This is a genomic window from Limnohabitans sp. DM1 (assembly GCF_001269385.1).
GTDB lineage: Bacteria > Pseudomonadota > Gammaproteobacteria > Burkholderiales > Burkholderiaceae_C > Limnohabitans_A.
In genome coordinates this window covers 24,335-49,762 of sequence record NZ_CXOO01000002.1, presented here as the reverse complement: position 1 = coordinate 49,762, position 25,428 = coordinate 24,335, and the positions used below count along the sequence as shown (strand labels likewise).

The 25,428-nt window shown below is 61.8% G+C and carries 32 protein-coding genes; 22 read left to right on the top strand and 10 right to left on the bottom strand.

The window, feature by feature from the left end:
* The first annotated feature begins 58 nt into the window (after window positions 1-58).
* The 3 genes from AMM33_RS00270 to AMM33_RS00260 are packed head-to-tail and all read left to right on the top strand — an operon-like array spanning window position 59 to window position 4,549.
* Complete coding sequence (locus AMM33_RS00270; protein WP_090137772.1) at window positions 59-1,678, top strand: acyl-CoA carboxylase subunit beta; 1,620 nt, start codon at window positions 59-61, stop codon at window positions 1,676-1,678.
* Window positions 1,679-1,721: 43 nt separating this feature from the next.
* Complete coding sequence (locus AMM33_RS00265; protein ID WP_090137770.1) at window positions 1,722-3,758, top strand: acetyl-CoA carboxylase biotin carboxylase subunit; 2,037 nt, start codon at window positions 1,722-1,724, stop codon at window positions 3,756-3,758.
* A gap of 11 nt (window positions 3,759-3,769) precedes the next feature.
* A complete protein-coding gene (locus AMM33_RS00260; protein ID WP_090137743.1) occupies window positions 3,770-4,549 on the top strand; it encodes an enoyl-CoA hydratase/isomerase family protein in 780 nt (259 codons plus the stop codon).
* 51 nt (window positions 4,550-4,600) lie between these two features.
* On the opposite strand, the gene AMM33_RS00255 is transcribed toward AMM33_RS00260, so the two are convergent.
* Window positions 4,601-5,245: an ABC transporter ATP-binding protein gene (locus AMM33_RS00255; protein ID WP_090137741.1), complete on the bottom strand. Its 645-nt coding sequence runs from the start codon at window positions 5,243-5,245 to the stop codon at window positions 4,601-4,603.
* Between the two features lie 501 nt (window positions 5,246-5,746).
* Here AMM33_RS00255 and nudB point away from each other — a divergent pair.
* From nudB to AMM33_RS00180, 15 genes are all read left to right on the top strand, one after another.
* Window positions 5,747-6,223 carry a dihydroneopterin triphosphate diphosphatase gene (gene nudB, locus AMM33_RS00250; protein WP_194945132.1) on the top strand — a complete coding sequence of 159 codons (477 nt, stop codon included), beginning with the start codon at window positions 5,747-5,749 and terminating at the stop codon, window positions 6,221-6,223.
* Window positions 6,207-6,962 (top strand): endonuclease/exonuclease/phosphatase family protein, encoded by a 756-nt coding sequence (locus AMM33_RS00245; RefSeq protein ID WP_090137739.1) that lies wholly within the window; start codon window positions 6,207-6,209, stop codon window positions 6,960-6,962. Before nudB ends, AMM33_RS00245 begins: the two co-directional genes overlap by 17 nt.
* 3 nt (window positions 6,963-6,965) lie before the next feature.
* On the top strand, window positions 6,966-8,207 hold the full coding sequence (clsB, locus tag AMM33_RS00240; RefSeq protein ID WP_090137737.1) for a cardiolipin synthase ClsB: 1,242 nt from the start codon (window positions 6,966-6,968) through the stop codon (window positions 8,205-8,207).
* Window positions 8,208-8,294: 87 nt separating this feature from the next.
* Entirely contained in the window at window positions 8,295-9,005 is a 711-nt protein-coding gene (gene folE / locus AMM33_RS00235; RefSeq protein WP_228767869.1) for a GTP cyclohydrolase I, read from the top strand.
* Window position 9,006: 1 nt separating this feature from the next.
* Window positions 9,007-9,429 (top strand): BLUF domain-containing protein, encoded by a 423-nt coding sequence (locus AMM33_RS00230; protein ID WP_053171889.1) that lies wholly within the window; start codon window positions 9,007-9,009, stop codon window positions 9,427-9,429.
* Window positions 9,430-9,474: 45 nt separating this feature from the next.
* Window positions 9,475-10,353, top strand: a complete 879-nt coding sequence (locus AMM33_RS00225) for a DMT family transporter (protein WP_090137733.1) — start codon at window positions 9,475-9,477, stop codon at window positions 10,351-10,353.
* A gap of 1 nt (window position 10,354) precedes the next feature.
* A complete protein-coding gene (locus tag AMM33_RS00220) occupies window positions 10,355-11,179 on the top strand; it encodes a DUF429 domain-containing protein (RefSeq protein ID WP_194945131.1) in 825 nt (274 codons plus the stop codon).
* Window positions 11,180-11,282: 103 nt separating this feature from the next.
* A complete protein-coding gene (locus AMM33_RS00215; RefSeq protein ID WP_228767868.1) occupies window positions 11,283-11,474 on the top strand; it encodes a type II toxin-antitoxin system HicA family toxin in 192 nt (63 codons plus the stop codon).
* Complete coding sequence (locus AMM33_RS00210; protein ID WP_090137731.1) at window positions 11,471-11,809, top strand: type II toxin-antitoxin system HicB family antitoxin; 339 nt, start codon at window positions 11,471-11,473, stop codon at window positions 11,807-11,809. The genes AMM33_RS00215 and AMM33_RS00210 overlap by 4 nt, the downstream gene beginning before the upstream one ends.
* Before the next feature lie 45 nt (window positions 11,810-11,854).
* Window positions 11,855-12,244, top strand: coding sequence for a tautomerase family protein (locus AMM33_RS00205; RefSeq protein ID WP_090137729.1), 390 nt, complete (start codon window positions 11,855-11,857; stop codon window positions 12,242-12,244).
* A 91-nt stretch (window positions 12,245-12,335) separates the two neighbouring features.
* Entirely contained in the window at window positions 12,336-12,920 is a 585-nt protein-coding gene (locus AMM33_RS00200) for a cysteine hydrolase family protein (protein WP_090137727.1), read from the top strand.
* Window positions 12,921-12,924: 4 nt separating this feature from the next.
* On the top strand, window positions 12,925-13,449 hold the full coding sequence (locus AMM33_RS00195) for a GNAT family N-acetyltransferase (protein WP_194945130.1): 525 nt from the start codon (window positions 12,925-12,927) through the stop codon (window positions 13,447-13,449).
* Window positions 13,440-13,964, top strand: a complete 525-nt coding sequence (locus AMM33_RS00190; RefSeq protein ID WP_090137723.1) for a GNAT family N-acetyltransferase — start codon at window positions 13,440-13,442, stop codon at window positions 13,962-13,964. Before AMM33_RS00195 ends, AMM33_RS00190 begins: the two co-directional genes overlap by 10 nt.
* 117 nt (window positions 13,965-14,081) lie before the next feature.
* Complete coding sequence (locus AMM33_RS00185; RefSeq protein WP_090137722.1) at window positions 14,082-14,294, top strand: DUF4287 domain-containing protein; 213 nt, start codon at window positions 14,082-14,084, stop codon at window positions 14,292-14,294.
* A 63-nt stretch (window positions 14,295-14,357) separates the two neighbouring features.
* Complete coding sequence (locus AMM33_RS00180; RefSeq protein WP_228767867.1) at window positions 14,358-14,837, top strand: pyridoxamine 5'-phosphate oxidase family protein; 480 nt, start codon at window positions 14,358-14,360, stop codon at window positions 14,835-14,837.
* 65 nt (window positions 14,838-14,902) lie between these two features.
* Here AMM33_RS00180 and AMM33_RS00175 read toward each other — a convergent pair whose 3' ends face one another.
* The 6 genes from AMM33_RS00175 to AMM33_RS00150 form a co-directional block, all read right to left on the bottom strand.
* A complete protein-coding gene (locus tag AMM33_RS00175; protein WP_090137718.1) occupies window positions 14,903-15,640 on the bottom strand; it encodes a lysophospholipid acyltransferase family protein in 738 nt (245 codons plus the stop codon).
* A 125-nt stretch (window positions 15,641-15,765) separates the two neighbouring features.
* Window positions 15,766-17,064 carry a dihydroorotase gene (locus tag AMM33_RS00170; RefSeq protein ID WP_090137717.1) on the bottom strand — a complete coding sequence of 433 codons (1,299 nt, stop codon included), beginning with the start codon at window positions 17,062-17,064 and terminating at the stop codon, window positions 15,766-15,768.
* 10 nt (window positions 17,065-17,074) lie between these two features.
* Window positions 17,075-18,040 (bottom strand): aspartate carbamoyltransferase catalytic subunit, encoded by a 966-nt coding sequence (locus tag AMM33_RS00165; RefSeq protein ID WP_090137715.1) that lies wholly within the window; start codon window positions 18,038-18,040, stop codon window positions 17,075-17,077.
* A 16-nt stretch (window positions 18,041-18,056) separates the two neighbouring features.
* Window positions 18,057-18,557, bottom strand: a complete 501-nt coding sequence (pyrR, locus tag AMM33_RS00160; protein ID WP_090137713.1) for a bifunctional pyr operon transcriptional regulator/uracil phosphoribosyltransferase PyrR — start codon at window positions 18,555-18,557, stop codon at window positions 18,057-18,059.
* A gap of 85 nt (window positions 18,558-18,642) precedes the next feature.
* On the bottom strand, window positions 18,643-19,071 hold the full coding sequence (ruvX, locus tag AMM33_RS00155) for a Holliday junction resolvase RuvX (RefSeq protein ID WP_090137711.1): 429 nt from the start codon (window positions 19,069-19,071) through the stop codon (window positions 18,643-18,645).
* Window positions 19,068-19,670: a YqgE/AlgH family protein gene (locus tag AMM33_RS00150; RefSeq protein ID WP_090137709.1), complete on the bottom strand. Its 603-nt coding sequence runs from the start codon at window positions 19,668-19,670 to the stop codon at window positions 19,068-19,070. Before AMM33_RS00150 ends, ruvX begins: the two co-directional genes overlap by 4 nt.
* Before the next feature lie 74 nt (window positions 19,671-19,744).
* Between AMM33_RS00150 and AMM33_RS00145 the strand changes: the two genes are divergently transcribed.
* Window positions 19,745-21,220, top strand: a complete 1,476-nt coding sequence (locus AMM33_RS00145; protein ID WP_090137707.1) for a cryptochrome/photolyase family protein — start codon at window positions 19,745-19,747, stop codon at window positions 21,218-21,220.
* A gap of 227 nt (window positions 21,221-21,447) precedes the next feature.
* Here the strand turns inward: AMM33_RS00145 and AMM33_RS00140 are convergent, their stop codons facing one another.
* On the bottom strand, window positions 21,448-21,618 hold the full coding sequence (locus AMM33_RS00140) for a rubredoxin (RefSeq protein WP_090137705.1): 171 nt from the start codon (window positions 21,616-21,618) through the stop codon (window positions 21,448-21,450).
* A 104-nt stretch (window positions 21,619-21,722) separates the two neighbouring features.
* On the opposite strand from AMM33_RS00140, the gene AMM33_RS00135 reads away from it, so the two are divergent.
* From AMM33_RS00135 to AMM33_RS00125, 3 genes are all read left to right on the top strand, one after another.
* Window positions 21,723-22,673: a bifunctional hydroxymethylpyrimidine kinase/phosphomethylpyrimidine kinase gene (locus AMM33_RS00135; RefSeq protein ID WP_090137703.1), complete on the top strand. Its 951-nt coding sequence runs from the start codon at window positions 21,723-21,725 to the stop codon at window positions 22,671-22,673.
* A 17-nt stretch (window positions 22,674-22,690) separates the two neighbouring features.
* A complete protein-coding gene (hemL, locus tag AMM33_RS00130) occupies window positions 22,691-23,986 on the top strand; it encodes a glutamate-1-semialdehyde 2,1-aminomutase (protein WP_090137701.1) in 1,296 nt (431 codons plus the stop codon).
* A gap of 88 nt (window positions 23,987-24,074) precedes the next feature.
* Window positions 24,075-24,581, top strand: a complete 507-nt coding sequence (locus tag AMM33_RS00125; protein ID WP_228767866.1) for a hypothetical protein — start codon at window positions 24,075-24,077, stop codon at window positions 24,579-24,581.
* Here the strand turns inward: AMM33_RS00125 and AMM33_RS00120 are convergent.
* Together AMM33_RS00120 and AMM33_RS00115 are read right to left on the bottom strand one after the other, a co-directional pair.
* The gene (locus AMM33_RS00120; protein WP_090137699.1) at window positions 24,566-25,078 is read right to left on the bottom strand and encodes a TA system VapC family ribonuclease toxin; all 513 of its coding nucleotides are present in this window, start codon (window positions 25,076-25,078) and stop codon (window positions 24,566-24,568) included. The genes AMM33_RS00125 and AMM33_RS00120 overlap by 16 nt on opposite strands.
* Window positions 25,044-25,328 carry a hypothetical protein gene (locus AMM33_RS00115; protein WP_053171932.1) on the bottom strand — a complete coding sequence of 95 codons (285 nt, stop codon included), beginning with the start codon at window positions 25,326-25,328 and terminating at the stop codon, window positions 25,044-25,046. The genes AMM33_RS00120 and AMM33_RS00115 overlap by 35 nt, the downstream gene beginning before the upstream one ends.
* Window positions 25,329-25,428 lie beyond the last annotated feature (100 nt).

Sequence of the window (25,428 nt, the reverse complement as noted above, 5' to 3'; positions counted from 1 at the left end):
CGCACCACCGCGAGTGGTCCGCACATTTTGATGTTTCCGATTGGTGAAAGTTTTCGACATGGCACACATTGAGTCCACCGTCTCCGTCAGCAGCCCTGCCTTTGTGGCCAACCGCGAGCACATGCTGGCGCTGCTGGCGCAGGTGCGCGCTTATGAGCAGCGCACCCACACCAAATCGGCCGCCTCGCGTGAGCGTTTTGAAAAGCGCCAACAGCTTTTACCGCGTGAACGGCTGGCCTTGCTGCTGGACCCGGGGGCGCCTTTTCTGGAGTTGTCGACCCTGGCCGGTCTGGGCCTGGACACGCTGGATCTGGCACGCAGCGTGCCGGGGGGCGGGGTGATTGCGGGCATCGGTTTTGTCAGCGGCATCCGCTGCATGGTGCTGGCGTCCGACTCGGGCATCGACGCCGGTGCCTTGCAGCCCATGGGCCTGGACAAATTGCTGCGGGTGCAGGAAATCGCCCTAGACAACAAGCTGCCTTATGTGCAACTGGTTGAAAGCGCCGGAGCCAACCTGATGACGTACCGGGTCGAAGATTTTGTGCGCGGCGGCAATTCCTTTCGCAACCTGGCGCGCATGTCTGCGGCCGGGCTGCCCGTGGTCACGGTGACCCACGGCTCGTCCACCGCCGGTGGGGCGTACCAGACGGGTTTGTCGGACTACATCATCCTGGTGCGTGGTCGCTCGCGCGCCTTTTTGGCCGGGCCTCCGCTGCTCAAAGCGGCCACGGGCGAGGTCGCCACTGAAGAGGAGTTGGGTGGCGCTGTCATGCACACCAGCATCTCGGGCCTGGGCGACTACCTGGCCGAAGACGACCGCGATGGCCTGCGCATTGCCCGCGAAATCATGGGGCAGATCGACTGGCACCGGGGCATGCCGGTGGAGGCGCCGCGCCGCTTCAAGCCGCCGCGCTACGACGCCGAGGAACTGCTGGGCATCATGCCCGCAGACCACAAGCGGCCTGTGGACATGCGCCAGGTGATTGCCCGCATTGCCGACGATTCGGAGTTTCTGGAGTTTGGCGAAAACTATGGCAGCGCCACGGTGTGCGGGCATTTCAAGATCGAAGGCTGGCCCGTGGGCGTGATCACCAACAACGGCCCGATCGACCCGGCCGGTGCCACCAAGGCCACGCATTTCATCCAGGCTTGTTGTCAGTCGCGCACGCCCATCATTTACCTGAACAACACCACCGGCTTCATGGTGGGCCGCGCTTACGAAGAGGCGGGCATCATCAAGCACGGCTCCAAGATGATTCAGGCCGTGACCAATGCCACGGTGCCGCAAATCACCCTGTATTGCGGGGCCTCGTTCGGGGCGGGCAATTACGGCATGTGTGGCCGGGGTTTTCACCCGCGCTTTTGCTTCAGCTGGCCCAATGCCAAGACCGCCGTCATGGGGGGCGAGCAGGCCGCAGGCACCATGCGCATCGTGACCGAAGCGGGCATGCGCCGCAAAGGCGAGGTGGACGAAGCCAAGCTTGACGAGATGAGCCGCCGCATCGTCGAGCGCTTTGACAGCCAGATGAGCGTGTTCACCACCAGCGCCCTGCTGCTGGACGACGGCGTCATCGACCCCCGCGACACCCGCGCCGTCTTGTCCAAAGTGCTGGCCGTTTGCCGCGAAGCCGAAGCCCGTGAGCCGCAAAAAATGCAGTTCTCGGTGGCCCGTCCTTGATGGCCTGGCCCATTTACGCCCTCTTTTTCAACGGATGCACACCATGTCACCAGACACGCCACCTTTCACACCCTTTCACAAGGTTCTCGTTGCCAACCGGGGCGAGATTGCGCTGCGGGTGATGCGCTCGGCGCGAGCGCTGGGTTACCGCACGGTGGCGGTGTATTCCACGGCCGACGCCCAGGCCAGCCATGTGCAGGCGGCCGACGAAGCGGTGTGCATTGGCGAGCCTTTGCCCGCGCAGTCGTACCTGAACATCCCGGCCATCATCGAAGCGGCCCGGCTGTGCGGGGCTGACGCCATCCACCCCGGCTATGGCTTTTTGGCTGAAAACGAGGACTTTGCAGCCGCTTGCCGCGAGGCCGGTCTGGTCTTCATCGGCCCCTCGCCCGAAGCCATCCGGGCCATGGGCGACAAGGCGGGTGCCAAGCAGCTCATGATGGCGGCCGGTGTGCCCTGCATTGCGGGCTACCAAGGGGCGGACCAAAGTGCGCAGCACCTGGCCGATCAGGCCGCGCAACTGGGTTACCCGGTGATGATCAAGGCCACGGCAGGCGGCGGTGGGCGCGGCATGCGCCTGGTCACGCAGGCGCAAGACTTTGCCGAGCATTTGCGCAGCGCCCAGTCCGAAGCACTCAACGCCTTTGGCGATGCCACCGTGATCCTGGAGCGGGCCATCGTGCAGCCGCGCCACATTGAAATTCAGGTGTTTGCCGACCGCCACGGCAACGCCATCCACCTGGGCGAGCGCGATTGTTCGGTGCAGCGACGCCACCAAAAACTGGTGGAAGAAGCGCCGTCCCCGGCGGTGGATGCCGCCTTGCGCGAACGCATGGGGGCCACGGCAGTGGCCGCCGTGAAGGCCATTGGCTACGAGGGCGCGGGCACGCTGGAATTTTTGCTCGATCAGGACGGGCACTACTACTTCATGGAGATGAACACCCGGCTGCAGGTGGAGCACCCGGTGACCGAAGCCATCACGGGGCTGGACCTGGTGGCGTGGCAGTTGCGTGTGGCGGCGGGCGAGGCCTTGCCGCTGACGCAAGCCGAAGTGGGTTTTGAAGGGCACGCCATCGAGGTGCGCCTGTGCGCCGAAGACGTGCCCCGTGGCTTCATGCCGCAAAGCGGCACGATGAGCCGCTGGCAGTTGCCTGCGGGCGTGCGCGTGGAGCATGCGCTGCATTCGGGCGCGGTGATCCCGCCTTATTACGACTCGATGGTGGCCAAGCTGATTGCGCATGGCAAGACGCGTGAAGAGGCCCGCCGCAAGCTCATGCATGCCCTGCACGATCTGGTGGCGCTGGGGGTGACCACGAACCAGGCCTTTTTGGGCCGATGCCTGGCCCACCCCGTGTTTGCAGCGGGCCAGGCCACCACGGCCTTCATTGCCCAAAATGAAGCGGTCTTGCTCGACGTGGATGCGGCCGCGCAGGACAAAGCCGTGGCCGTGGCCGCTGGCTTGCTGCACCAGACCGCAGGCCGCAGCCTGCAGGGCCAGGCCGCGCAGGGCTTGAGTGTGCACGGTGACAGCGGCCAGCGCCTGACCCACGCCCTGCCCATGGGCATGCGCCTGGCCATCGACGGTCAGGAGATTCAGGTCAGCGTGGCACAGACGGGGCCGCAGCGTTTGGACGTGCGGGTGGGCGAGGTTTTGCACACCCTCGACGTGGTGTCGCTGGGTGCACATGAGGCACGCTTCATTTTGGACCGCGTCATGCAGCATGTCGCTTTTGAACGCGACGCGCACAGCCTGTGGCTGCTGCACGCCGGGCACCCCTATCAGGTGATCGACCGTACGCGCCAGCCCAGTGCGCGCCAGGGGCAAGCCGGTGGCGATGGCAAAGTGCGCGCCAGCATGAATGGCCGCGTGGTGGCCGTGCTGGTGGCGGTGGGCGAGCGCGTGCAGGCCAAGCAGCCCCTGGTCACGCTCGAAGCCATGAAGATGGAACATGTGCACGCCGCGCCCGCCTCGGGCACGGTGGTGGCCTTGCATGTGGCCACGGGCGATCAGGTTCAAGCGGGCCGTGTGGTGGTTGAAATCGAGGCGGACGTTGTTGCCTCCGCAGTCAAGACTGAATAAAGAGTTACACCATGCACGAATCAGCAGCCGTTTTGCACGAGGTCAGAGGTCGCACCTTCTGGATCACCATCAACCGCCCGGACAAGCGCAACGCCATCAATGCCGAAGTGGTTCAGGGCCTGCGCGATGGCCTGCGCCTGGCGCACACCGACCCCGAAGTGAGGGCCGTGGTCCTGACCGGGGCTGGCGACAAAGCCTTTTGTGCCGGTGGCGACTTGCAGCCCGGCAAGGGCTTTAACTTTGACCTCTCCAAGCCCAATTCGGCCTATGCCGACTTGCTGCGCGAGGCGCAAAACGCCACCTTGCCCCTGATTGCCCGCATCAACGGCACCTGCATGGCCGGGGGCATGGGCCTGGCCTGCATGACCGATTTCGCCATTGCCGCCGACCATGCGCTGTTTGGCTTGCCCGAGGTCAAGGTGGGCGTTTTCCCCATGCAGGTCATGAGCTTGCTCAAAGACTTGGTGGCGCCGCGCACCGTGCGCGAATGGGCACTCACCGGTGAGCCCTTTTCTGCGCAAGAGGCACTGCAGGCCGGGCTGGTCAACCATGTGGTGCCCAGCGCAGAGCTGGACGCCAAAACCCAGTGGCTGATCGAGCGCATCGTGAACAAATCACCCACCGCCATCCGACGCGGCAAATACGCCATGCGCGCCATCGAAGCCATGTCCTTTGACCAGGCCATTGCCTACACCGAAAGCCAGATTGCCCTGCTGGCCATGACCGAAGACGCCCGCGAAGGCCTGGCCGCCTTCAACGACAAACGCCCCCCCGTCTGGACCGGACGCTGAACGCTGGCGGGGGTGCCAGCCACTGTCGTGGTCTTCGCCTCCTGACCCGGTTCACAAGGCCAGCACGCTGGTCAGCGTGACATCGCTGGGGGCTTCGTAGTCCGCCACGATCCAGGCGCGGCCGGGCTGGGTGGCGGCTTCGTTCAGGAAGTCCTTGATGATGCGGATGGACGCCAAATCCAGCGAGACAAAGGGCTGGTCCAGCAAGGTCACCGTGGCGCCCGAGGCCAGTGCGGCGGCGATCATGACTTTGCGGCGGCTGCCCGTAGACAGCATGTTCAGCCGTTTGTGCAGGTGTGGCGTCAAGTCCAGCGCTTGCGCCAGCGCTTGCAGCAGCGAATCGTTCCATTGCGGGTAACTGGGTCGCAATGCGTCCCAGCGCGCCTGCACGAGGGTGTCGTCGTGTTCGGGAGATTTCAGGTCAGCCCAAAAAACCTGCTGCCGGTAAGCGCTCGCTTGATCTGGCCATGCCGCATTGGCAGTGGCAAGCCGCCCACTGATGGGGGATAAATCGGTGGCCAGCAAACGCAGCAGGCTGGTTTTGCCTGTGCCTTCATCGCCGGTCACGGCTGTGACGCCTGCGGGCACATTCAGACTCAGTGCATGAAACAGGGGCGATGGGCCAGGGCCGCCAGACAGGTCGGTGATCTGCAGCGCGGTCGCGTGAGCGGGGTTCAAGAGTGTGTGCTTGGGCATGGCGCAGATGTTAGCGTTTGTGGTGTGCAGCAGACGGCAGACACTGGCGGGTGACGAGCTGGTGAAGCTGCGTGTGCGTCATCGGATTGATCCGGCACGCTGAAGTTTGAAAGGTGTGAGAAATGTCATCTCCTATTGATCCGGCCCTGTGAAGTTTGCAGGGTGACTTCAATCTTGCACCTTGTGGGAGCCAGCCCTGCTGGCGATCAGACGCTTGTGGACCACAGGCTTTTCGCTTGGCTGGCAAGCTCCCACAAAATCCTCCCAAATGGCAATACACGGCTCAAACTTCATCGGGCCGAATTTATAGGTCGGCACTCGCAGAGTCCGACATGATGGGTTTTGGCACACGCTCACGTCGGGGCTGAAGCCACCGAGCTACGGGGGTGCTTGTAGGCCCTTGCTTGAAGACCCCGAAAGATGCATGAGTGGGGTCCAACTGTCTGTGCCTTTGTGAGGTGACAGCCCGGAGAACTGAACGCAGCGTCCTAGAATGAAGCCATGGACGCTGCATCTCGCATTTACAAAATTCCCGAATCCGTGCTGGTGGTGATTTACACCCCGGCGTGCGATGTGCTTTTGATTCGCCGCACCGATGTGGGCACTTGGCAATCCGTCACGGGCAGCAAAGACTTTGATGCGGAAGACTGGCGCGAGACGGCCCGGCGCGAGGTGCTGGAGGAAACCGGCATCGACGCCCATCACCCGGCTTGTGAACTTCAGGACTGGCAACTGGAAAACCTCTATGACATTTACCCTGCCTGGCGCTGGCGATATGCCCCCGATGTCAACCGCAACACCGAACGCGTGTTTGGCCTTCGGGTGCCGCAGGGCACGCCCGTGACCTTGAGCCCCGCTGAGCACACCGAGTGGCAATGGCTGCCTTGGCAAGAGGCTGCAGACATGTGTTTTTCTCCCTCAAACGCGGAAGCCATCCTGATGCTGCCCCGCTTTTTGCAGCATGCCGCCAGTGTCTGATCAACACGCGGTCTTGCGGGTAGCGACCTGGAACATCCACAAAGGCGTGCAGGGCCTGGGGCCTGCGCGGCGGCTGGAAATTCACAACATCGGCCATGCGGTGGAGCAACTCGATGCCGACATCGTCTGCCTGCAAGAGGTGCGGCGCATGAACCGGCGCGAAGAGCGCTACTTTGCCCACTGGCCTGTCCAGCCTCAGGCCGACTATCTGGCGCCTGAGGGCTATGAAGCGGTTTATCGCACCAACGCCGTCACGCGCCATGGCGAGCATGGCAATGCCATGCTGTCTCGCTGGCCTGTGATGTCACACCAGCACCAGGATATTTCCGACCACCGCTTTGAGCAGCGCGGTTTTTTGCACACCGAAGTGCAGGTCACGCAGCGCATCGTGCATGTGGTGGTGGTGCACCTGGGCCTGGTGCCTGCCAGCCGCTTGCGGCAGGTGGCGCTTTTGCTGAACTACATCGAGCGTCATATTCCGCAGTCGGCTCCGGTGCTGGTGGCGGGTGATTTCAACGACTGGGGCACGGGTTTGGGGCGACGCATGGCCGGGGCGGGCTTTACCGAGTGGCGCGAGCGGCCCACACCCACCTATCCCTCGCGTCTGCCGCTCAATCAACTGGACCATGTATATGCGCGGGGACTGCGGCCGTTGGGCGCCATGGTGCCTTCGGGAAGCATCTGGCCGCGCATGTCGGACCATTTGCCTTTGCTGGCCGAATACGCCTGGGACGCCTAGCCCATGCGCCACAGTCCTCTTTTGCGCGACGGTCACCAGATCCAGTTGATCGAAGGTGGGCAGGCCTATTTCGAGGCGCTGGTGGTGGCGCTGGACCAGGCGCACTCGCAGGTGCACATGGAAACCTATATTTTTAACTTTCACGGCGCCGCATCCATGGTGGCCGAGGCTCTGGAGCGCGCAGCACTGCGCGGGGTGCGTGTGTGGGTGGTGGTGGATGGGGTGGGTACGCCCAGCTTGCCTGCGCCATGGCGGCAACGCTTTGAGAAAGCCGGGGTGGTTTGGCTGACCTATTCACCCTTGAGTAAGCTAGGCCTGCTCATCCCCAGCCGGTGGCGGCGGTTGCATCGCAAGCTGTGCGTGGTCGATGGTCAATTGGCGTTTTGTGGCGGCATCAACATTTTGGATGACTGGTATGACCCTCAGTACGGTACGCTGGCCCATCCCCGGTTTGACTTTGCGGTACGTGCCCGCGGGGCTTTGGTGCAGCCCATGCTGGAAACCATGACCCAATTGTGGTGGCGCATGCAGGGCGTGCGTCATGTGCGCCAGCAGGAGTTTCCCGAGGCATTCAGCTCATTTCGCGCAGCGGGCCTGCATTTGCCCTGGACGCATGATGCAGCTGCTGACCTGAGTACCCATGATCGTGCCCATAACGTGTCCAAGGCGGGTTTGCTTTTGCGCGACAACGTGTTGTATCGCAGCCAGATCGAACGGGCTTACCTCAAGGCCATTGGCACCGCTCGGCATGACATCATCATTGCCAATGCCTACTTTTTGCCAGGACGGCGGCTGCGCAAAGCCTTGATTCATGCGGCCCAGCGGGGAGTTCGGGTCAGATTGTTGCTGCAGGGGCGCTACGAGTATTTCATGCAATACCATGCGGCCAGGCCGGTGTATGGCGAATTGCTGGCCGCCGGGGTTGAAATTCATGAATACCACGCCAGTTTTTTGCACGCCAAAGTGGCTGTGATGGACGCAGACAACGAGCACCCCTGGGCCACAGTGGGCTCCTCCAATCTTGACCCCTTGAGTTTGTTGTTGGCGCGTGAGGCCAACGTGGTGGTGGCTGACAAGGGTTTTGCCCAAAAGCTGCATCAACGGCTGACCCATGCCATCGACACGCAGAGCACGCCCGTGTTGTCCGAGGTCTACTCGCAAAGACCTTGGCATCAGCGCGGGCGCGACCGCATCGCCTTTGGCCTCATGCGTCTGGCCTTGTTTCTGACCGGTAACCGTTACTGAGCTGCTGCGGGTCGATCCCCCCGTTGAAAGGGGGGGCAGTTAATCGCTGTTACGATCATCCCCATGTTAAATAAAGCCCCAGACGCCATGACTGCTTCTGCCGCCACGCCCGAAGATGAAGGCGTTCCCGTTTCTGTCAAGATCCGCGAGCGCATCCACGCGGCCCGCAAACGCTTCCACGCCAACGACAACATCGCCGAGTTCATTGAGCCCGGCGAGCTGGAAAAGCTGCTCGACGAAGTCACCGACAAGATGGCGGGCGTGCTCGACAGTCTGGTGATCGACACGGTGAACGACCACAACACGGGCGACACCGCCCGCCGAGTGGCCAAGATGTACCTCAAGGAAGTTTTCAAGGGCCGCTATATCGAAGGCCCCGAGATCACCGAATTCCCCAACGCCGAGCACCTCAACGAGCTGATGATCGTCGGCCCCATCACCGTGCGCAGCGCCTGCAGCCACCACTTTTGCCCCGTGATCGGCAAGATCTGGATCGGCGTGCTGCCCAACGAACACACCAACGTGATTGGCCTGTCCAAATACGCCCGCTTGGCAGAATGGATCATGGGCCGCCCCCAAATCCAGGAAGAGGCGGTGGTGCAACTGGCCGACCTGATCCAGCGCAAAACCCAGCCCGACGGCTTGGCCATCGTCATGGAAGCGAGCCACTACTGCATGGGCTGGCGCGGCGTGAAAGACATGGACAGCAAGATGATCAACTCGGTCATGCGCGGGGCGTTCCTCAAGGACCCGAACCTGCGTCGTGAATTTTTGTCCTTGATTCCTGGAAGGAACTGACATGTTGGTACGCCTGCTTTACGCCAGCCGTGCGGTGGATACCCGCCCTGAAACCATCGACGCCATCCTGACCCAGTCGCGCCAGTTCAACCCGACCAGTGGCATCACCGGCATTCTTTGTTACGGCGGCGGCATTTTTTTGCAAGCCATTGAAGGCGGGCGCAACGCCGTGAGCGACCTGTATGGCCACATCCAGAAAGACGCCCGGCACAAGGATGTCGTGCTGCTGCACTACGAAGAAATTTCCGAGCGTCGCTTCGGCGGCTGGACCATGGGCCAGGTCGATGCGTCCCGCGTCAACACCAACATCCTGCTCAAGTACTCCGAGCGGGCCGAGCTGGACCCCTACAACGTCTCGGGCAAAGTCTCGCTGGCCTTGCTCGAAGAGCTGATGGCCACGGCCTCCATCATCGGCCGGGCTTAAAACGCCCACTCACCCCCAAGCCCCGCAAGGGGCTTTTTCACGCCCATGCCCCTGAGTGCGCTTGCCCTGGTTGTTCTGGCTGGATTCATCCATGCTTGCTGGAACATCGCGGCCAAAAAGGCTGGGGGCGACGTGCGCTTTGTGGCTTTCACCTCGGTCGTGTTGATGCTGTTTTGGGCTCCCGTGGGGCTGTGGGTGGGGTGGCAGCAGGTGCCGCTTTGGGGCGGTTTGGAGTGGGCGCTGGTGCTGGCCAGTGCGCTCTTGCATGTGGGCTACTTCATTGTCTTGCTGCGCGGTTACCGACAAGCCGACCTGACGGTGGTGTACCCGCTGGCCCGGGGCTCTGGGCCACTCTTGTCGTCCATGGTGGCGATTTTTTTCCTGGGCGAGCAAATTTCTTCGCTGGGCCTCTTCGGCATCTTGGGGGTGGTGGGCGGTGTGTTTTTGATTGCGGGCGGCCCGGGTCTTTGGCAGGCCGCACAAGACCCTGAGAAGAAAGCGCGTGTGCGCACTGGCATTTTTTATGGCGGCGTCACGGGCCTGTTCATCGCCAGCTACACCGTGGTCGACGGCTACGCCGTCAAGGTAGCGCTGATGTCGCCCATCCTGGTGGATTATTTCGGTAATCTGGTGCGTTTGGTTTTCTTGTTGCCCACCTTGCTGCGCGACCGTCCGGTCGTGTGGGCGCTGTGGTTGCAGCAGCGGCGCTACGCCTTGGTCGTTGGCATTTTCAGCCCCGTGTCGTATGTGCTGGTGCTTTACGCCCTGCAGGTGGCGCCGCTGTCGCATGTGGCCCCGGCGCGGGAGGTGTCCATGCTGTTTGCCGCCTTGCTGGGCGGCCATTTGCTGGGCGAAAAAGACCGGGGGCCTCGCATTGCTGGGGCCGTGCTGATCGCCGCAGGCGTGATGGCCTTGGGGTGGTGAGATGAACACGGTGTCCTTGATCGGTTGTGATTTTTCCAGCAGCCCGAGCAAACGCAAACCCATCGTGCTGGCGCTGGGTCAGGCCCGGCAGGGCAGGGTGCAGCTGCAAGCCCTGCAGACTTTTGAAACGTTGAACGCTTTTGGCGACTGGCTGGCGCAGCCCGCCGACTGGGTGGGCGGTTTTGACTTGCCCTTTGGACTGCCGCGTGAACTGGTCGAGACCCTGGGCTGGCCTACCGACTGGGCCGCCTGTATGGACCATTATTGCGCCTTGGATCGACCTCAAATTCGCGAGCAGTTTGCAGCGTTTTGCAATGCCCGCCCGGTGGGTGGCAAATTCGCCCACCGCGCAGCCGACCGACCTGCGGGCTCCAGCCCGTCCATGAAATGGGTCAACCCGCCCGTGGCCTACATGCTGCATGCGGGCGTGCCCCTGTTGCGGCAAGCGGGTGTGCACCTGCCTGGCTTGCACGCAGGCGACGTGCGCCGCGTGGCGCTGGAGTCCTACCCCGGCTTGCTGGCGCGAGAGGTGCTGTGCAACCAGAGCTACAAAAGCGACGACAAAGCCAAACAAACCCCCGAGCGCCTGCTGGCCCGCCGCGAACTTCTGAGCGCGCTGGAGCGCGGCCAGACCCGCTTGGGCCTGCGCCTGGTGGCCAGCAACGCGCTGATGGGCCGCCTGGCTGACGACGCCAGCGGCGACGCCCTCGACGCCACCTTGTGCCTGATGCAAGCGGCCTGGGCGCAGCAGCAGCACGATGCGGGGCATCCGCAATTCGGCTTGCCGCCGTGTGATCCGCTGGAGGGGTGGATCGTCACTGCGTGAAAGCGATGCCCATCGGCATGGCATCCCCTGCAAGGTCGCACTTGTATGACTACGGGGCCAATTCAAGATCGCTGTTGAAACCAAGCCCACATCGGCTTCGGTGGTGTTTGCAAACATTGAATCGCTGCTGATGGCTTTGGGGGGTGTCGTGCAAGAACGTGAAGGCTCGCGTGTCAAGATCACCCTCAAGGATGAGCAATGGCGTTGTCATCGCCCGCATCCAGGCAAAGAAGCCAAGCGGTATCAAGTGGAAGAAGTGCGCGAGTTGTTAGAAAGAATCGGAGTCCATCCATGAACACTATGACGTACAAAAACTATCTGGCTCGCATTGAGTTTTATGAGCGCGACAACATCTTTGTGGGCCGCGTTTTAGGTCTTCGCAGCATCATCAGTTTTCACGGCGAAACCGTGTCAGAGCTTCGACATGAATTTGAAGTGTCCATCGATGATTTTTTGAACGACTGCAAGGAGCAAGGTATTCCTCCCGAAAAACCAGCCTCAGGCAAGCTCATGCTGCGTGTGCCGCCTGAAACGCATGGGGCAGCGTTGGTGGCTGCTCAAGCCGCTGGAAAGAGTTTGAATCAGTGGGCAACCGAGGTGCTGCAATCTGCGGTGGGCGCGTCAGCATAAGTACCAGCGGTTGTTGCTTTTTGCCGCTTCACATCACTTGTTCACATGCCATTCGCAAAAATTGAGACACGCCGTAGCCACTCGCCCGAGCAAGTTCAGGCGCTGATCGAGGCCATCTATCAAGCCCAACGAGTGGCCCTCAAAGTCCCTGAAGACGACCGGCAGATTCGGTACATCGAACACAAGCCCAAGCATTTCGCGGTGCCACCAGGAAAAACCGAGAACTACACCTTCGTGGAGATCCTTCTTTTTCCGGGGAGGTCACTTGAAGCCAAGCGCAATTTGTATCGGGAGATCGTTACTCGGTTTGGCGAACTGGGCATCGTTGCTTCGGATATTTTCATCGTCTTGCACGAACCGCCCTTGGAAAACTGGGGCATTCGAGGTGGGGTTCCCGCATCAGAAATCAATCTGGGCTTCAACCTCCATGTTTGAATCGGCCACTTGTCCTGTTCCATCGGATAACCGAATGCGTTAAGGTGATTGCCTTAGCGCATCCGTTTCGCTTCACAACCAAAATACCACCATGCACACTGCTGTCCTGGTCATTGACGTCCAACAAGGTCTGTGCGAAGGCCCTGATGCTGCGCACGATTGTCCCGCCACCATAGAACGCATCAACGCGGTTACGCACAGGGCTCGCGCTGCGGGCGTGCCGGTGTTTTTCATTCAGCACGAGTCGAGCGCGGGCGATCTGGAGCACGGCAGCCCTGCATGGCAATTGGCGTCAGGCTTGCAGGTGCTGGCTGGTGATCGGTGCATTCGCAAGACCACGCCTGACGCTTTCTTGCGCACAGAACTGCACGAGGCGTTGCAAGCTCTGGGTGTCCATGATTTGGTGGTTTGCGGCATGCATACCGAGTTTTGTGTGGACACCACCACGCGCAAGGCCTTGGCGCTGGGCTATCCGGTGGTGTTGGTGTCGGATGCGCACACCTCGGCAGGCAATGCTGCCATCAGTCCGCAGCAGGTCATTGCACACCACAACGCCACGCTGACCAACATCTCCAGCTTCGGCCCCAGGGTCACGGCGATTGCGCACGATGCGGTTCGGTTTGAGGATGGATCACAGCATGATGCCAACAAGCCCTCAGACCGCTGCTTGGCTTGATCCAATGCAAACGGTCATCCGCAGCGCCCGGCATGACGATGCTGCCCGCATCGCCGTCTTGGCCACGCAGGTTTGGCTTCATACCTATGCGACAGAGGGCATTTCTGCCGGAATAGCCGACTACACAAGGTCCGAACTCACCCCGGACAAGTACCTGGCCATCCAAAACGATGCTTTGGCCCACATCTGGGTGGCCGAGCGGAGTGCCCACCTCATCGGTTTTGCGGTGCTCAACATGGGCGTTCCGTGTCCGACCCGTGCATCGACGTTGGCGGAGCTTCAGACGCTTTATGTGCAAGCGCATTTTGTGAGACAAGGTGTGGGGCGGCAGCTCATGTCTGTGGCCGAAAAAAGGGCCTTCGATCTGGCAGGTATGCCGCTTTGGTTGACAGTCAATGCCCACAATGCGCAAGCCATCGGTTTTTACATGCACCAAGGCTATACAAAGCAGGGAACAACAGATTTTGTGCTGGGTGACCAGCGCCATGAAAATCTTGTCTTGATCGGTCGCACACCACCATGCACATAAGCCCACTCACCGCCGCACACGCCATGGCCTACAAGGCCTTGATGCTGCATGCCTACGAGCATGCGGCCGATTCATTCACTTCTACGCCTCAAGAGCGAGCATTGGAGTCGGACAGTTGGTGGCGTGGCCGCATCGATGATCCTTCAGGGTTGACATTTGTGTGGGGTGCTTTTGTAGAGGCTGAACTGGTGGGCACGGTGTCCGTCGAGTACACCGCAAAAACCAAAACACGCCACAAGGGTTTGATCGTGGCCATGTTTGTGCATGAAAATTTTCGCGGCCAAGGGCTGGCCCGCAAACTGATGCGTGCAGCTATTGAGCATGGCATCGAGCGACAAGGCCTTCGCGTTCTTCAACTGGAAGTGACGCAAGGCAATGCCCCCGCAGAGAAGTTGTACCAAAGTCTGGGGTTTGTTCCCTTTGGGGTGGAGCCCATGGCTGTTTGGACCCCTGAGGGCTACCGGTCCAAAGTTCACATGTGGCTGGATTTGGCCTCGGCGGAAAACCAAGCCTGAAAGTTCAGATGCGATGAAAGCCAGCAACCGATTCCAGCAAGCGGCTCAGATGGCGCTGAAGTTAGATAGGGTGGCGACAATCGCTGCTGCACAAAACTGAACGAGGACACACGACCCGTGACCACCCCCGAAAACCCCAAAGGCACCGCTTCGTATTTCCCGTCCATCGAGAAAAAGTACGGTCAGCCCATCGCGCATTGGCTGGACTTGCTCCAATCGTGCGAGGGGATGAAACACATGGAAATGGTCACCTGGCTCAAGACCGTGCACGGCATGGGCCACGGGCATGCCAATGCCATCGTGGCTTATTGGATGGCTTCAAACAAATGATGGAGCGTGCATGCAAGGCAAGTCGGTGATTCATGCCGGGCTATTGAAGCGTTGATGTCCATGATGAATGAATCTGTCCGCGAAGCCGCGCGCCGCAGCGTGCTGTGTTGGTTGGCCACGGTGGATGCCGATGGTCAACCCAATGTTTCCCCCAAAGAAGTCTGGGCCATGGCTGACGATGAACATGTGGTGGTGGCCCACATCGCTTCGCCCGTGAGTGCGCGCAACATTGCACTGCAGCCGAGGGTGTGTCTGAGCTTTGTCGATGTGTTTGTGCAAAAGGGCTTCAAGCTCAAGGGCACCGCGCATGAGGTGCTTGCCGATGACCCCGCTTTCACCCGCTGGGCCGCGCCACTGCTGGCCATGGTGGGGCAGCGTTTTGCCATTCAGAGTGTGCTGGTCATTCGCGTCACGTCAGTGGTCCCTATCGTTGCGCCCAGCTATCGCTTTTATCCCGACGAAACGACCCATGCCTCGCAAACAGCTTCCGCCATGCGGATGTATGGTGTGCAACCGGCGAAAAACCTTGGGCCTGTCAAGTAGGTCGGTGGCTTCAGCCCCGATCACTGAGGGGGGGCGCCACGCATGGCTTGGCGCACACTGTGCAATCAGGCGTCGCGCAAATGGATGATGGTTTGCCTGAGGTCGTGCGCCCAGGCGCGGCGGTCGCGGCCATTGGCAAGTTGGGGTTCGCCAAAATGCACCACGGCGACGATGGGCGGGGCCGTGAGGGTGCGCCACATGGAGCCGATCAGGGTGTCGTCGCCGATGTAGCAGGGCGCAAAGCTGGGCTCGCCTGTGCGGGCATCCACAAACTGGAGTGACATCGGCTGCACCGGGGCCTCGGCCAGGATGGCCGCTTGGATCAGGTTGGCGTGAAACGGCAGCAGTTCGCGTCCGTCGCTGGTGGTGCCTTCTGGAAAGACAGCGATCACATCGCCATCTTTCATGGCATCGGCCATGTCCTTGACCATGCGCAAGGCATCTTTGCGGCTGGTGCGCTCAATGTAGAGCGTGCCTGCACCTGTGGCCAAGGTGCCCACGAGGGGCCAGGCGCGGATGTCGGACTTGGAGACAAAACGGCAATGCCGCGCCGCGTGAATGACCGAAATGTCCAACCAGGAGATGTGATTGGCCACGATCAGCGCCGGACCTGTGAGCACCGGCTGCCCCAGCACCCGCAGATGGATGCCCCACAGCGCCAGAAATTGAAGTGCCCAGGTTTGAACGCGCGCTTCGCGTTGCTCGATGCTGAGTTGGGGAAAGCGAACGTATATCGTCCACATGCCCACCAGCACATGCCACAGGCCGCGCAGGAGTTTCCAAAGGGCTCGCAGTGATGTCATGGAAAGGTTCTGATCAAACAGCGTGCCTGTTCAGGCATGGATTGCCGCGCTTCGCTTGCCATGACGACGAGATGATCGGCCAACTTGTTGAATGTCATCGGGCGCAGCAAGGTGGCGATCCAGACTCAAGCCGGGGCCTGAAATGCCACATGCCCACCCACCACCGTAGCCAGCACGCGACCGGGTAACTCGTAGCCCGAAAACGGTGTGCTCTTGCCCTGGCTGCGCAGCGCATCTGCCGTCACTGGCCAGTGGCCTTGGTCTGACAGCACACACACATCGGCCACACCACCCAGGGCCAATTGACCGACGGAGTCTTGCAAGGTGCCCAGCGACGCGCCCAGTACACGGGCCGGAGCTGATGTGATGCGCGAGAGTATTTGGGACAAGGGCAAGCCGGTATCCTGGCCCCATTTGAGCGCCAGGCTCCAGAGCAACTCCAGGCCCGTGGCACCGGGCTCGGCTTCGGCAAACGGCAGGGCCTTGGCATCGGCGTCGACCGGGGTGTGGTCGGACACCAGCACGTCGAGCGTGCCGTCGGCCAGGCCGGCGCGCAGCGCGTCGCGGTCGCGCTGCTGGCGCAACACGGGCGTCAGGCGCGCACGGCTGTCAAAGTAGCCCATGTCGGCATCGGTCAGGTGCAGCGAATTGATGCTCACATCAGCGGTGACCGGCAAGCCCTCGGCTTTGGCCTGACGCACCAGCGCCACGCCCGCTGCACTGCTGATGCGGCAAAGGTGCACACGCGCTTGCGTGGACCGGACCAGCTCAAAAATCGTGTGCAAAGCAATCGTCTCGGCAGCCACCGACACGCCGGACAAGCCCATGCGCGTGGCCAGCGGGCCGCTGGCGGCCACACCCTTACCAAGATGCAACTCCTGCGGGCGCAGCCACACGGCGTAGCCAAAGGTGCTGGCGTATTGCAGCGCGCGTTGCAGCACCTGGGTGCTGGGGATCGGCACCTCGGCCTGGCTGAAGCCCACGCAGCCTGCAACGGTGAGCTGGCTCATCTCGGTCAGCACATCGCCCTTCAGGCCCACGGTGAGCGCACCCAGCGGCAGCACGCGGGCCTGGTGCAGTTTTTCAGCGCGGTAGCGCAGCATCTCGACCAGGCCGGGCTCGTCCAGCACCGGCTCGGTGTCGGGCGGGCAGACCAAGCTGGTCACGCCACCGGCCACAGCGGCGGCCATTTCGCTCTCGAGCATGCCCGCGTGTTCCTGCCCGGGCTCGCGCAGACGCGCCGCCAGGTCCACCAGACCGGGGGCCACGATGCAGCCTTTAGCGTTGATCACGCGGTTGGGGCTGAAGTCGGCCGCTGCCTGACCGATCGCCACAATGCGACCGGCGGCGATCGCCACATCGGCTGTCTGGTCAAAGCCGCTGGCGGGGTCGATGACGCGGCCGTTCTGAATCAGGATTTTCATGTTCTTGTCCTTATGCCTCGTTGCCCGCCACGATACTCATCACCGCCATGCGCACAGCGATGCCGAAGGTCACCTGCGGCAAGATCACGCTTTGCTGGCCGTCGACCACCGCCGAGTCGATCTCGACCCCTCGGTTGATCGGGCCGGGGTGCATGACGATGGCATCGGACTTGGCCAGCTGCAGCTTCTCGGGCGTGAGGCCAAAGCTCTCGAAGTACTCCTGGCTGGAGGGCAGCAGCGCGCCGCTCATGCGCTCGTTTTGCAGGCGCAGCATGATGACCACATCGCAGTCCTTGATTCCCTCTTCGAGGTTGTTGAAGACACGCACGCCCATCTGGGCCATGTCGGCAGGTACCAGTGTTTTGGGGCCGACCACACGTACTTCGGCGCAGCCGAGCGTGGTGAGCGCGTGGATGTCCGAGCGGGCCACACGCGAGTGCAGCACATCGCCCACGATGGCCACGGTGAGGTTAGAAAAATCTTTCTTGTAGTGCCGGATGGTGTACATGTCCAGCAGCGCTTGGGTGGGGTGGGCGTGGCGCCCGTCACCTGCGTTCACCACGTGCACATGGGGCGCAACATGCTGCGCGATCAGATACGGCGCGCCCGATTCGCTGTGGCGCACCACAAAGATGTCGGCGGCCATGGCGCTGAGGTTGGCGATGGTGTCGAGCAGCGACTCGCCCTTGGCAGCAGACGATCGGGCAATGTCCAGCGTGTAGACGTCGGCCGACAGGCGGGTGGCCGCGATGTCGAAGGTGGTGCGGGTGCGGGTGCTGTTCTCGAAGAACAGGTTGAACACGCTCTTGCCGCGCAAAAGGGGCACTTTTTTAACTTCGCGCTCCTGCACGCTGACAAAGCCCTGCGCGGTGTCGAGGATGTGCGTCAGGATGTCCTTGGACAGGCCTTCGGTGGAGAGCAGGTGGATCAGCTCGCCATTCTTGTTGAGTTGGGGGTTGTTGCGTTTGTAGAGCATGTTGTTTTCACCTCGATCAGGCTTTGTTCTCCACTTCAAAACTGAAACGGCCCTCTGCGTCGCGGGCCAGCGCCAGCGATTGCGTCTCGGGCAGGGCCACGCGGGCGGCGGCGTAGTCTGCCTGCACTGGCAACTGGCGACCCCCGCGGTCCACCAGGACAGCCAGCTGCACGCGGTCAGGTCGGCCGTAGTCAAAGAGCTCGTTGAGCACGGCGCGGATCGTGCGTCCGGTGTAGAGCACGTCGTCAAGGATCAGGATGTCTGCGCCATCGACCTTGAAGGGCAGGGTGGTCTGTCCACCGGCCGAGAGGCCGCGCTGGGCGTAATCGTCGCGGTGCATGACCGAGGACACCTGACCCGATTCCCCAGGCAGCCCCAGATCGCGCTGTAAGCGCTGGGCCAGCCAGGCGCCGCCCGAGGTGATGCCCACCAGGCGGGTGTCGGCCTGGCACAGGCTGCGCGCACCGCGCAGCAGTTCTTGGTACAGGGCCTCTGCATCCAAAGCCAAAGCACTCATGCCAGTTCTCCCGCCGGGCCGCCCCAAGGGAGAACTGCACCCCCATGGGGGGCAGCGATGACACGAAGTGCAGAGCGTGGGGGCTTCATGTGAGGTTCCTTAAAAATTGTTCAAGAATGATGGCCGCCGCCGCCGCATCGGCGTCTTTGGCGCCATAGGAATGCGCCTCGGTCGTGGTGTAGCGCTCGTCCACTTCATAGACAGCCAAGCCAAAGCGGCCGCGCAGCTGGCGGCCGAACTTGCGCGCGCGCAGGGTGTTCTCATGCTCGCCCCCATCGGGGTGGGTGGGCACGCCGATCACCAGCGCGTCGGGCTGCCACTCTTTGATGCGTTCAGCGATCTTGGCAAACCGGGCGTCGCCCTCGGCCGCAATCGTGCCTTGCGGCGTGGCACTCTTCATCAAGCGGTTGCCCACGGCCACGCCGGTGCGCTTGAGGCCGTAATCAAAAGCCAGAAAGGTTTGCTGGTGGGCGGGCACCACCATGTCGGATGGAGCGCTGGGCACCGCGCTCATGCGTGGCCCGCCTCGGGCGAGAGCATCCAGCTTTTGAGGCCGAGCAGGTCCAGAGCCCGGTCGTAGCGTTCGGCCATGGGCACGTCAAAAATCACATCGGCAGACGCGGGCACTGTCAGCCAGGTGTTTTCGCCCAGCTCGGATTCGAGCTGGCCTTCCCCCCAGGACGAATAGCCCAAAGTGATCAGCACCCGGCGCGGGCCTGCCCCGGAAGACAAGGCTTCGAGCACGTCACGGGATGTGGTCATCTCCAGCCCGCCCGGCACTGTCAGGGTGGAGGCATAAATCGAGCTGCCATTGTCCTGGGGCTTGTCCATGCGCAGGGGGTCGTGCAGCACAAAGCCGCGCTCGGTCTGCACCGGGCCGCCCTGGGCCACAGGGTTTTGCATCAGGTCTTCGCGGCGCAAGGGCAGTTCCACCTTGTCAAACAGCAGGCGCATGCTGATGTCGGCGGGTTTGTTGATGATCAGGCCCATGGCACCGCGTGGGCTGTGTTCGCACATGTAGATGACGCTGCGGGCAAAAGTCTCGTCCTCCAACCCGGGCATGGCGATCAGAAAATGATGCTTGAGGTCAATCGAGGCAGAATCGGCAGTCATGCGCCGATTTTAACGGCCCGCCTTCCGTGCATCAGGGCTTGTGCGCACTTATTCACCCAACCCGGCGAACTGCCATGCAAACCACTTTCTCCAGCGGCCTGGTGTGGCTGCGGCGCGATTTGCGCGTGACCGACCATGCGGCGCTTTACCACGCCCTGAAGCACTGCCAAAAGGTGCATGTGGTGTTTGTATTCGACACCGCCATCCTGGACAAACTGCCCCGGGCCGACCGGCGGGTGGAATTCATCCGGGATTCGCTGGTGGGGGTGGACGAGCGTTTGCGCGCCCTGGCCGGTCACCCGCAGGCTGGCCTGATCGTGCGGCATGGCGTGGCGCAGGACAAGATTGCCAAACTGGCCCACCACCTGCAGGTGCAAGCGGTGTTTGCCAACCACGATGACGAGCCGCAAGCGCTGGCGCGTGACATCCAGGTGCGCGGGCACCTGGCTGACCACGGCATCGTGCTGCACACCTACAAGGACCATGTGATTTTTGAGCGCAACGAGGTGCTGACCCAGGTGGGCAAGCCTTTTGCAGTGTTCACGCCCTACAAAAATGCCTGGCTCAAGAAGATCACCCCGTTTGACCTGAAGGCCTATCCGGTCGAGAAGTACGCCCAGCACTTGGCCCCGCGCCCGGATGACCTGGCACAGCCGGTGCCCGCGCTGCAAGACATCGACTTTGAAAGCACCAACTTGCACGCGCTGAAGATTCCGCCCGGGGAATCGGGCGGGCAGACGCTGCTGCAGGACTTTTTGACCCGGATTGACCACTACGAAGACACGCGCAATTTTCCGGCCGTCAAAGGTCCAAGCTACCTGAGCGTGCATTTGCGCTTTGGCACCGTGTCGATTCGCCAACTGGCCCGCGAGGCCCACGCGCGCATGCTGGCCGGCAGCGCTGGTGCAGCGGTGTGGCTGTCCGAGCTGATCTGGCGCGACTTTTATGTGCAGGTGCTGCACAACTTTGCGCATGTGGGGCGCGGCCAGAGCTTTAAACCCGAATACGACACCATCAAATGGGAGCACGGCACCCATGCCCACAAGCTGTTTGACGCCTGGTGCCAGGCCCGCACCGGTTACCCGCTGGTGGACGCTGCCATGCGCCAGCTCAACCAGACGGGCTACATGCACAACCGCCTGCGCATGGTGGTGGCGAGTTTTCTGGTCAAGGACCTGGGCATCGACTGGCGTTGGGGCGAGCGCTACTTTGCCGAGCATTTGAATGACTTCGACTTGTCGGCCAATAACGGCGGCTGGCAGTGGGCCAGCTCCAGCGGCTGTGATGCGCAGCCTTACTTTCGCATCTTCAACCCCATCAGCCAAAGCGAAAAGTTTGACCCCGAGGGCAAGTTCATCCGCCGTTATGTGCCCGAATTGGCTGCGCTACCCACCGCCGCGCTGCACGCGCCTTGGCTGGCCAAGCCCATGGATTTGCAAACCGCCGAGGTGGTGATCGGCAAAACCTATCCTGCCCCCATCGTGGACCACGCCCAGGCCCGTGAAAAAACGCTGGCACGCTATGCGGTGGTCAAGAAAAAAGCGGCTTGATCATGCGGTTTGTCCGTCAATACATGGGCCGCAAGTCGGTGGCTTCAGCCCTGACACCTGCGCTGATGCACGCCTGAGCAGGCTGCGAGGCTGCCGCAGGTCGGCACTCGCAGAGTCCGACATGGCTTAATCAACACATCGCGCCGATGTCGGCGCTGCGGATCAGCGGGCATTTTGTCGGGGTCTTTGACCACCGACCTACCCAAATACAAGTGGCTGGAGGGCGATCAGATCGCGACCATCTCGAAGTCTTCTTTGCGGGCAGCACATTCGGGGCAGGTCCAGTTCATGGGCACGTCTTCCCATTTGGTGCCGGGTGCAATGCCGTGTTCGGGGTCGCCTTGGGCCTCGTCGTAAATCCAGCCGCAAATCAGGCACATCCAAGTTTTGTGTTCCATCACAGTATCGCAATCAGAGAGTCGAATAGAATGATTTGATTGTATCGGGCCGCGCTGCGTGCCCGGCTGAAGACCCTCTGAAGCCCTTCCCGCCATCCGCTGCCATGACCGATCACAACTCACCATTTTCCGACAGCGACGAGCCTGAGTCGGACGAATCTGCCGGTTTGGCCTGCATTTTGTCGTTCAACGCCAATGACCCCAGTGGGGCGGGTGGTTTGACCTCTGACGCCACCGCCATGGCGTCGGTCGGTGCACATTGCCTGCCCATTTGCACCGGCGCTTATGTTCGGGATACCACCAGCATCACCGATTTCTACCCCTTGGATGAAGAGGCTGTTCACGACCAGGCCCGTGCGGTCGCGGAAGACATGCCGGTGCAAGTCATCAAAGTCGGCTTTGTGGGCACCCCGGAAAACCTGGCCACCATTGCCGAGCTGGCCGACGACTACGACGGCGTGCCCGTGGTGGCGTACATGCCAAATCTGTCGTGGTGGGAAGAAGACAAGATTGACGTCTATCTGGACGCTTTTCGCGAACTGCTGCTGCCTCAAACCAGTGTGCTGGTGGGCCACCACAGCACGCTGCGCCGTTGGCTGCTGCCCGAATGGACGGGTGAGCGCAATCCTGGTCCGCGTGACATTGCCAAGGCTGCGGCCGAATTGGGCGTGCCTTACACCCTGGTCACGGGTATGCCCCTGCCCGAGCAGTACATCGACAATGTGCTGGCCACACCCGAGACGGTGTTGGGCCACGAAAAATTTGAACGCATCGAGGCCATCTTTGTGGGGGCGGGTGACACCCTGACTGCCGCGCTGGCCGCTTTGCTGGCCACCGGCATGGACTTGCCCGAAGCCACCAGCGAAGCCTTGCATTACCTGGACCGCTGCCTGGACGAAGGCTTTCGGCCCGGCATGGGGCAGGTTATTCCTGACCGTCTGTTTTGGGCACTGCCCGACGACGAAGAAGGTGCGTCAGAAGACGACGACGCCGACGCCGACGCTCATCCTGGTGCTGATTACTTTGAAGTGCCATTTAACGAAACCAAACATTGAAGCCGGAGACAAAAACAATGACCGACCGTAACCAAACCCTTTTTGACCGCGCCGCCCAGGTGATCCCCGGGGGCGTGAACTCGCCCGTGCGTGCCTTTCGCGCCGTAGGTGGCACGCCCCGCTTTGTGCAACGCGCCCAAGGCGCTTATTTCTGGGACGCCAACGGCCAGAAATACATCGACTACATCGGCTCCTGGGGTCCCATGATCCTGGGCCACGGTCACCCCGCGGTGCTCGAAGCCGTGCAAAAAGCGGCCCTCGACGGTTTCTCGTTTGGCGCACCCACCGAACGCGAAATCGAGCTGGCTGAAGAAATCCTCAAGCATGTTCCGTCCATGGAAATGGTGCGCCTGGTCAGCTCGGGCACCGAAGCGGGCATGAGCGCCCTGCGCCTGGCACGGGGTGCCACGGGCCGCAGCAAGTTCATCAAGTTTGAGGGCTGCTACCACGGCCACGCCGATGCGCTGCTGGTCAAGGCCGGCTCCGGCCTGGCCACCTTTGGCAACCCCACCAGCGCCGGTGTGCCCCCCGAAGTGGTGCGCGATACCTTGGTGCTGGAATACAACAACATCCAGCAGCTGGAAGAAGCCTTTGCCCTGCACGGCAAAGAACTGGCCTGCGTGATGATCGAGCCCATCGCGGGCAACATGAACTTTGTGCGCGCCAGCGTGCCTTTCATGAAACGCTGCCGCGAGCTGTGCACCGAGCATGGCGCTTTGCTGGTGTTTGACGAAGTCATGTCCGGCTTCCGCGTGGCCCTGGGCAGCGCGCAAAGCGTGTACGCCGGTCTGATCCCCGGCTTCAAGCCTGACATGACGGTGCTGGGCAAAGTGATTGGCGGTGGCATGCCGCTGGCGGCCTTTGGCGGCCCGCGCGACATCATGCGCCAGCTGGCCCCCACCGGCCCGGTTTACCAGGCGGGCACGCTCAGCGGCAACCCGGTGGCCACCGCCTGCGGCCTGACCACGCTGCGCGAGATCGCCAAGCCCGGCTTTTGGGATGCGCTCAGCGCCCGCACCCAAAGCCTGGTTGACGGCCTCAAAGGCGCAGCCGCTGGGGCAGGCGTGCCCTTCAGCGCCGACTGCCAGGGGGGCATGTTCGGCTTTTTCTTGCTGCCCGAGCTGCCGCAAAACTACGCCAAAGTCATGACCAGCGACAGCCCCAAGTTCAACAAACTGTTCCATGGTTTGCTGGACGGCGGTGTCTACATTGCCCCCGCTTTGTACGAAGCCGGTTTTGTCAGCGCCGCCCACACCGAAGCCGACATTGCCGAAACGGTGCGCGTGGCGGGCGAAGTGTTCAAAACCCTCTGACTTTGTGGGAGCCCACCCTGTGGGCGATGGGCGTGGCACACGCCCCAAAAACATCGCCCGCAGCTTGGGCTTGTATGGAGAGATACCTGTGAAATTGCCAGTTCCACCTGATCTGGTCTTGGGCTCTTCCCTCAAAGCCGTCAACTTGGCTGTGCTGTGCACGATAGGCGGCGCAGCAAAAGCCGAGTTCGACGCCAACCGCCTGTGGGTCAACGCCGGGTTTTATTCGGCGCACTTTGACGCTGACAAAGGACTTCGCAACGCCAATCCTGGGCTGGGCTTGGAGTACACCCTGGACGAACGTTGGAGCGTCACAGCCGGGCGTTTCATCAGCAGCAACGACGCGAACTCCAGTTATTTTGGGGCTTACTACCAACCTTGGCACCTCGGCCCCCTGAAACTGGGGGTGGTTGGCGGCGCGTTCAACGGCTACCCCAAGGCGTTTAACGGCGGCTGGTTTCCGGCACTCATCCCCACCGCGACTTACGAAAGTGGGCATTGGGGTCTGAACGTGGCGCTGGTGCTGCCGCTCAAAGACCGCCTGTATGGCGCGCTGAGCTTTCAGCTCAAATTCCGGTTTCAGTCGGGACTCTGACCCGGCAACACCAGGCAACGCTCCAGACCAAAACGCTCAAAGTCACGGTCAAAGGTGACCATGCGCAGGCCTGAACTTTGGGCTGTAGCCGCCAGACACAAGTCGGTCCACAAGCGAATGGGTTGGGTTTCGCCACGTCGCCCCAGCAGCTGCTCAATCGCGTCATCCAAACCTGGGGGATCGGCCAACAAACCCACTGCAGGTGTGTCCAGCCATTGACGGTACAGGGCCATGGCCTGGGACAAATTCAAAGCATTGGGACCCATTGCGCGCGGCTGTGACAGCACCCGCACCAAACCCATCATGGTGGTGCGACAAAACCACAAAGGCGTGTCGGCTTCGCATGCCGATTGCCAATAGCGCATGGCCGCAGCGTGAAACGGGTGCGCGGCACTGCACAAACCTACCCACACGTTCACATCGAGCAAATCGCCCGCTGCCAAGCGCCAGTTGGCCGAGGCCTCAGCGACGCCCCAAGAGCTGGATGGTTCGCTCATCGTCTTCCTCGTTGATCAACGCATACAGATCGGCATTGGTCATCTGGCTCACCGGCAGGGCCATGGGGCCTTGACTTGGAATCACCGGGGGGCGCGCCAAAAACCGCTTTTGCGGGTCCACCACCTCGCGGGCAGTCAAGCCCCGCTCCACCAGCTCAATGACCAGGTCGCGCAGGGTCCGACCCTCTTGGGCGGCCCGGGTTTTGAGGTGCTTGAACAGCGCATCAGGGAAATCAAGTGAAGTTCGCATGTTTGCATTTTTGCATGAATGCATCAAATCATGCAAGGGCAATCACCTCTCTGCCCGTGCACCAGCCCAGAGCTGGCCGAGCAAACCGGCGATAATCCGC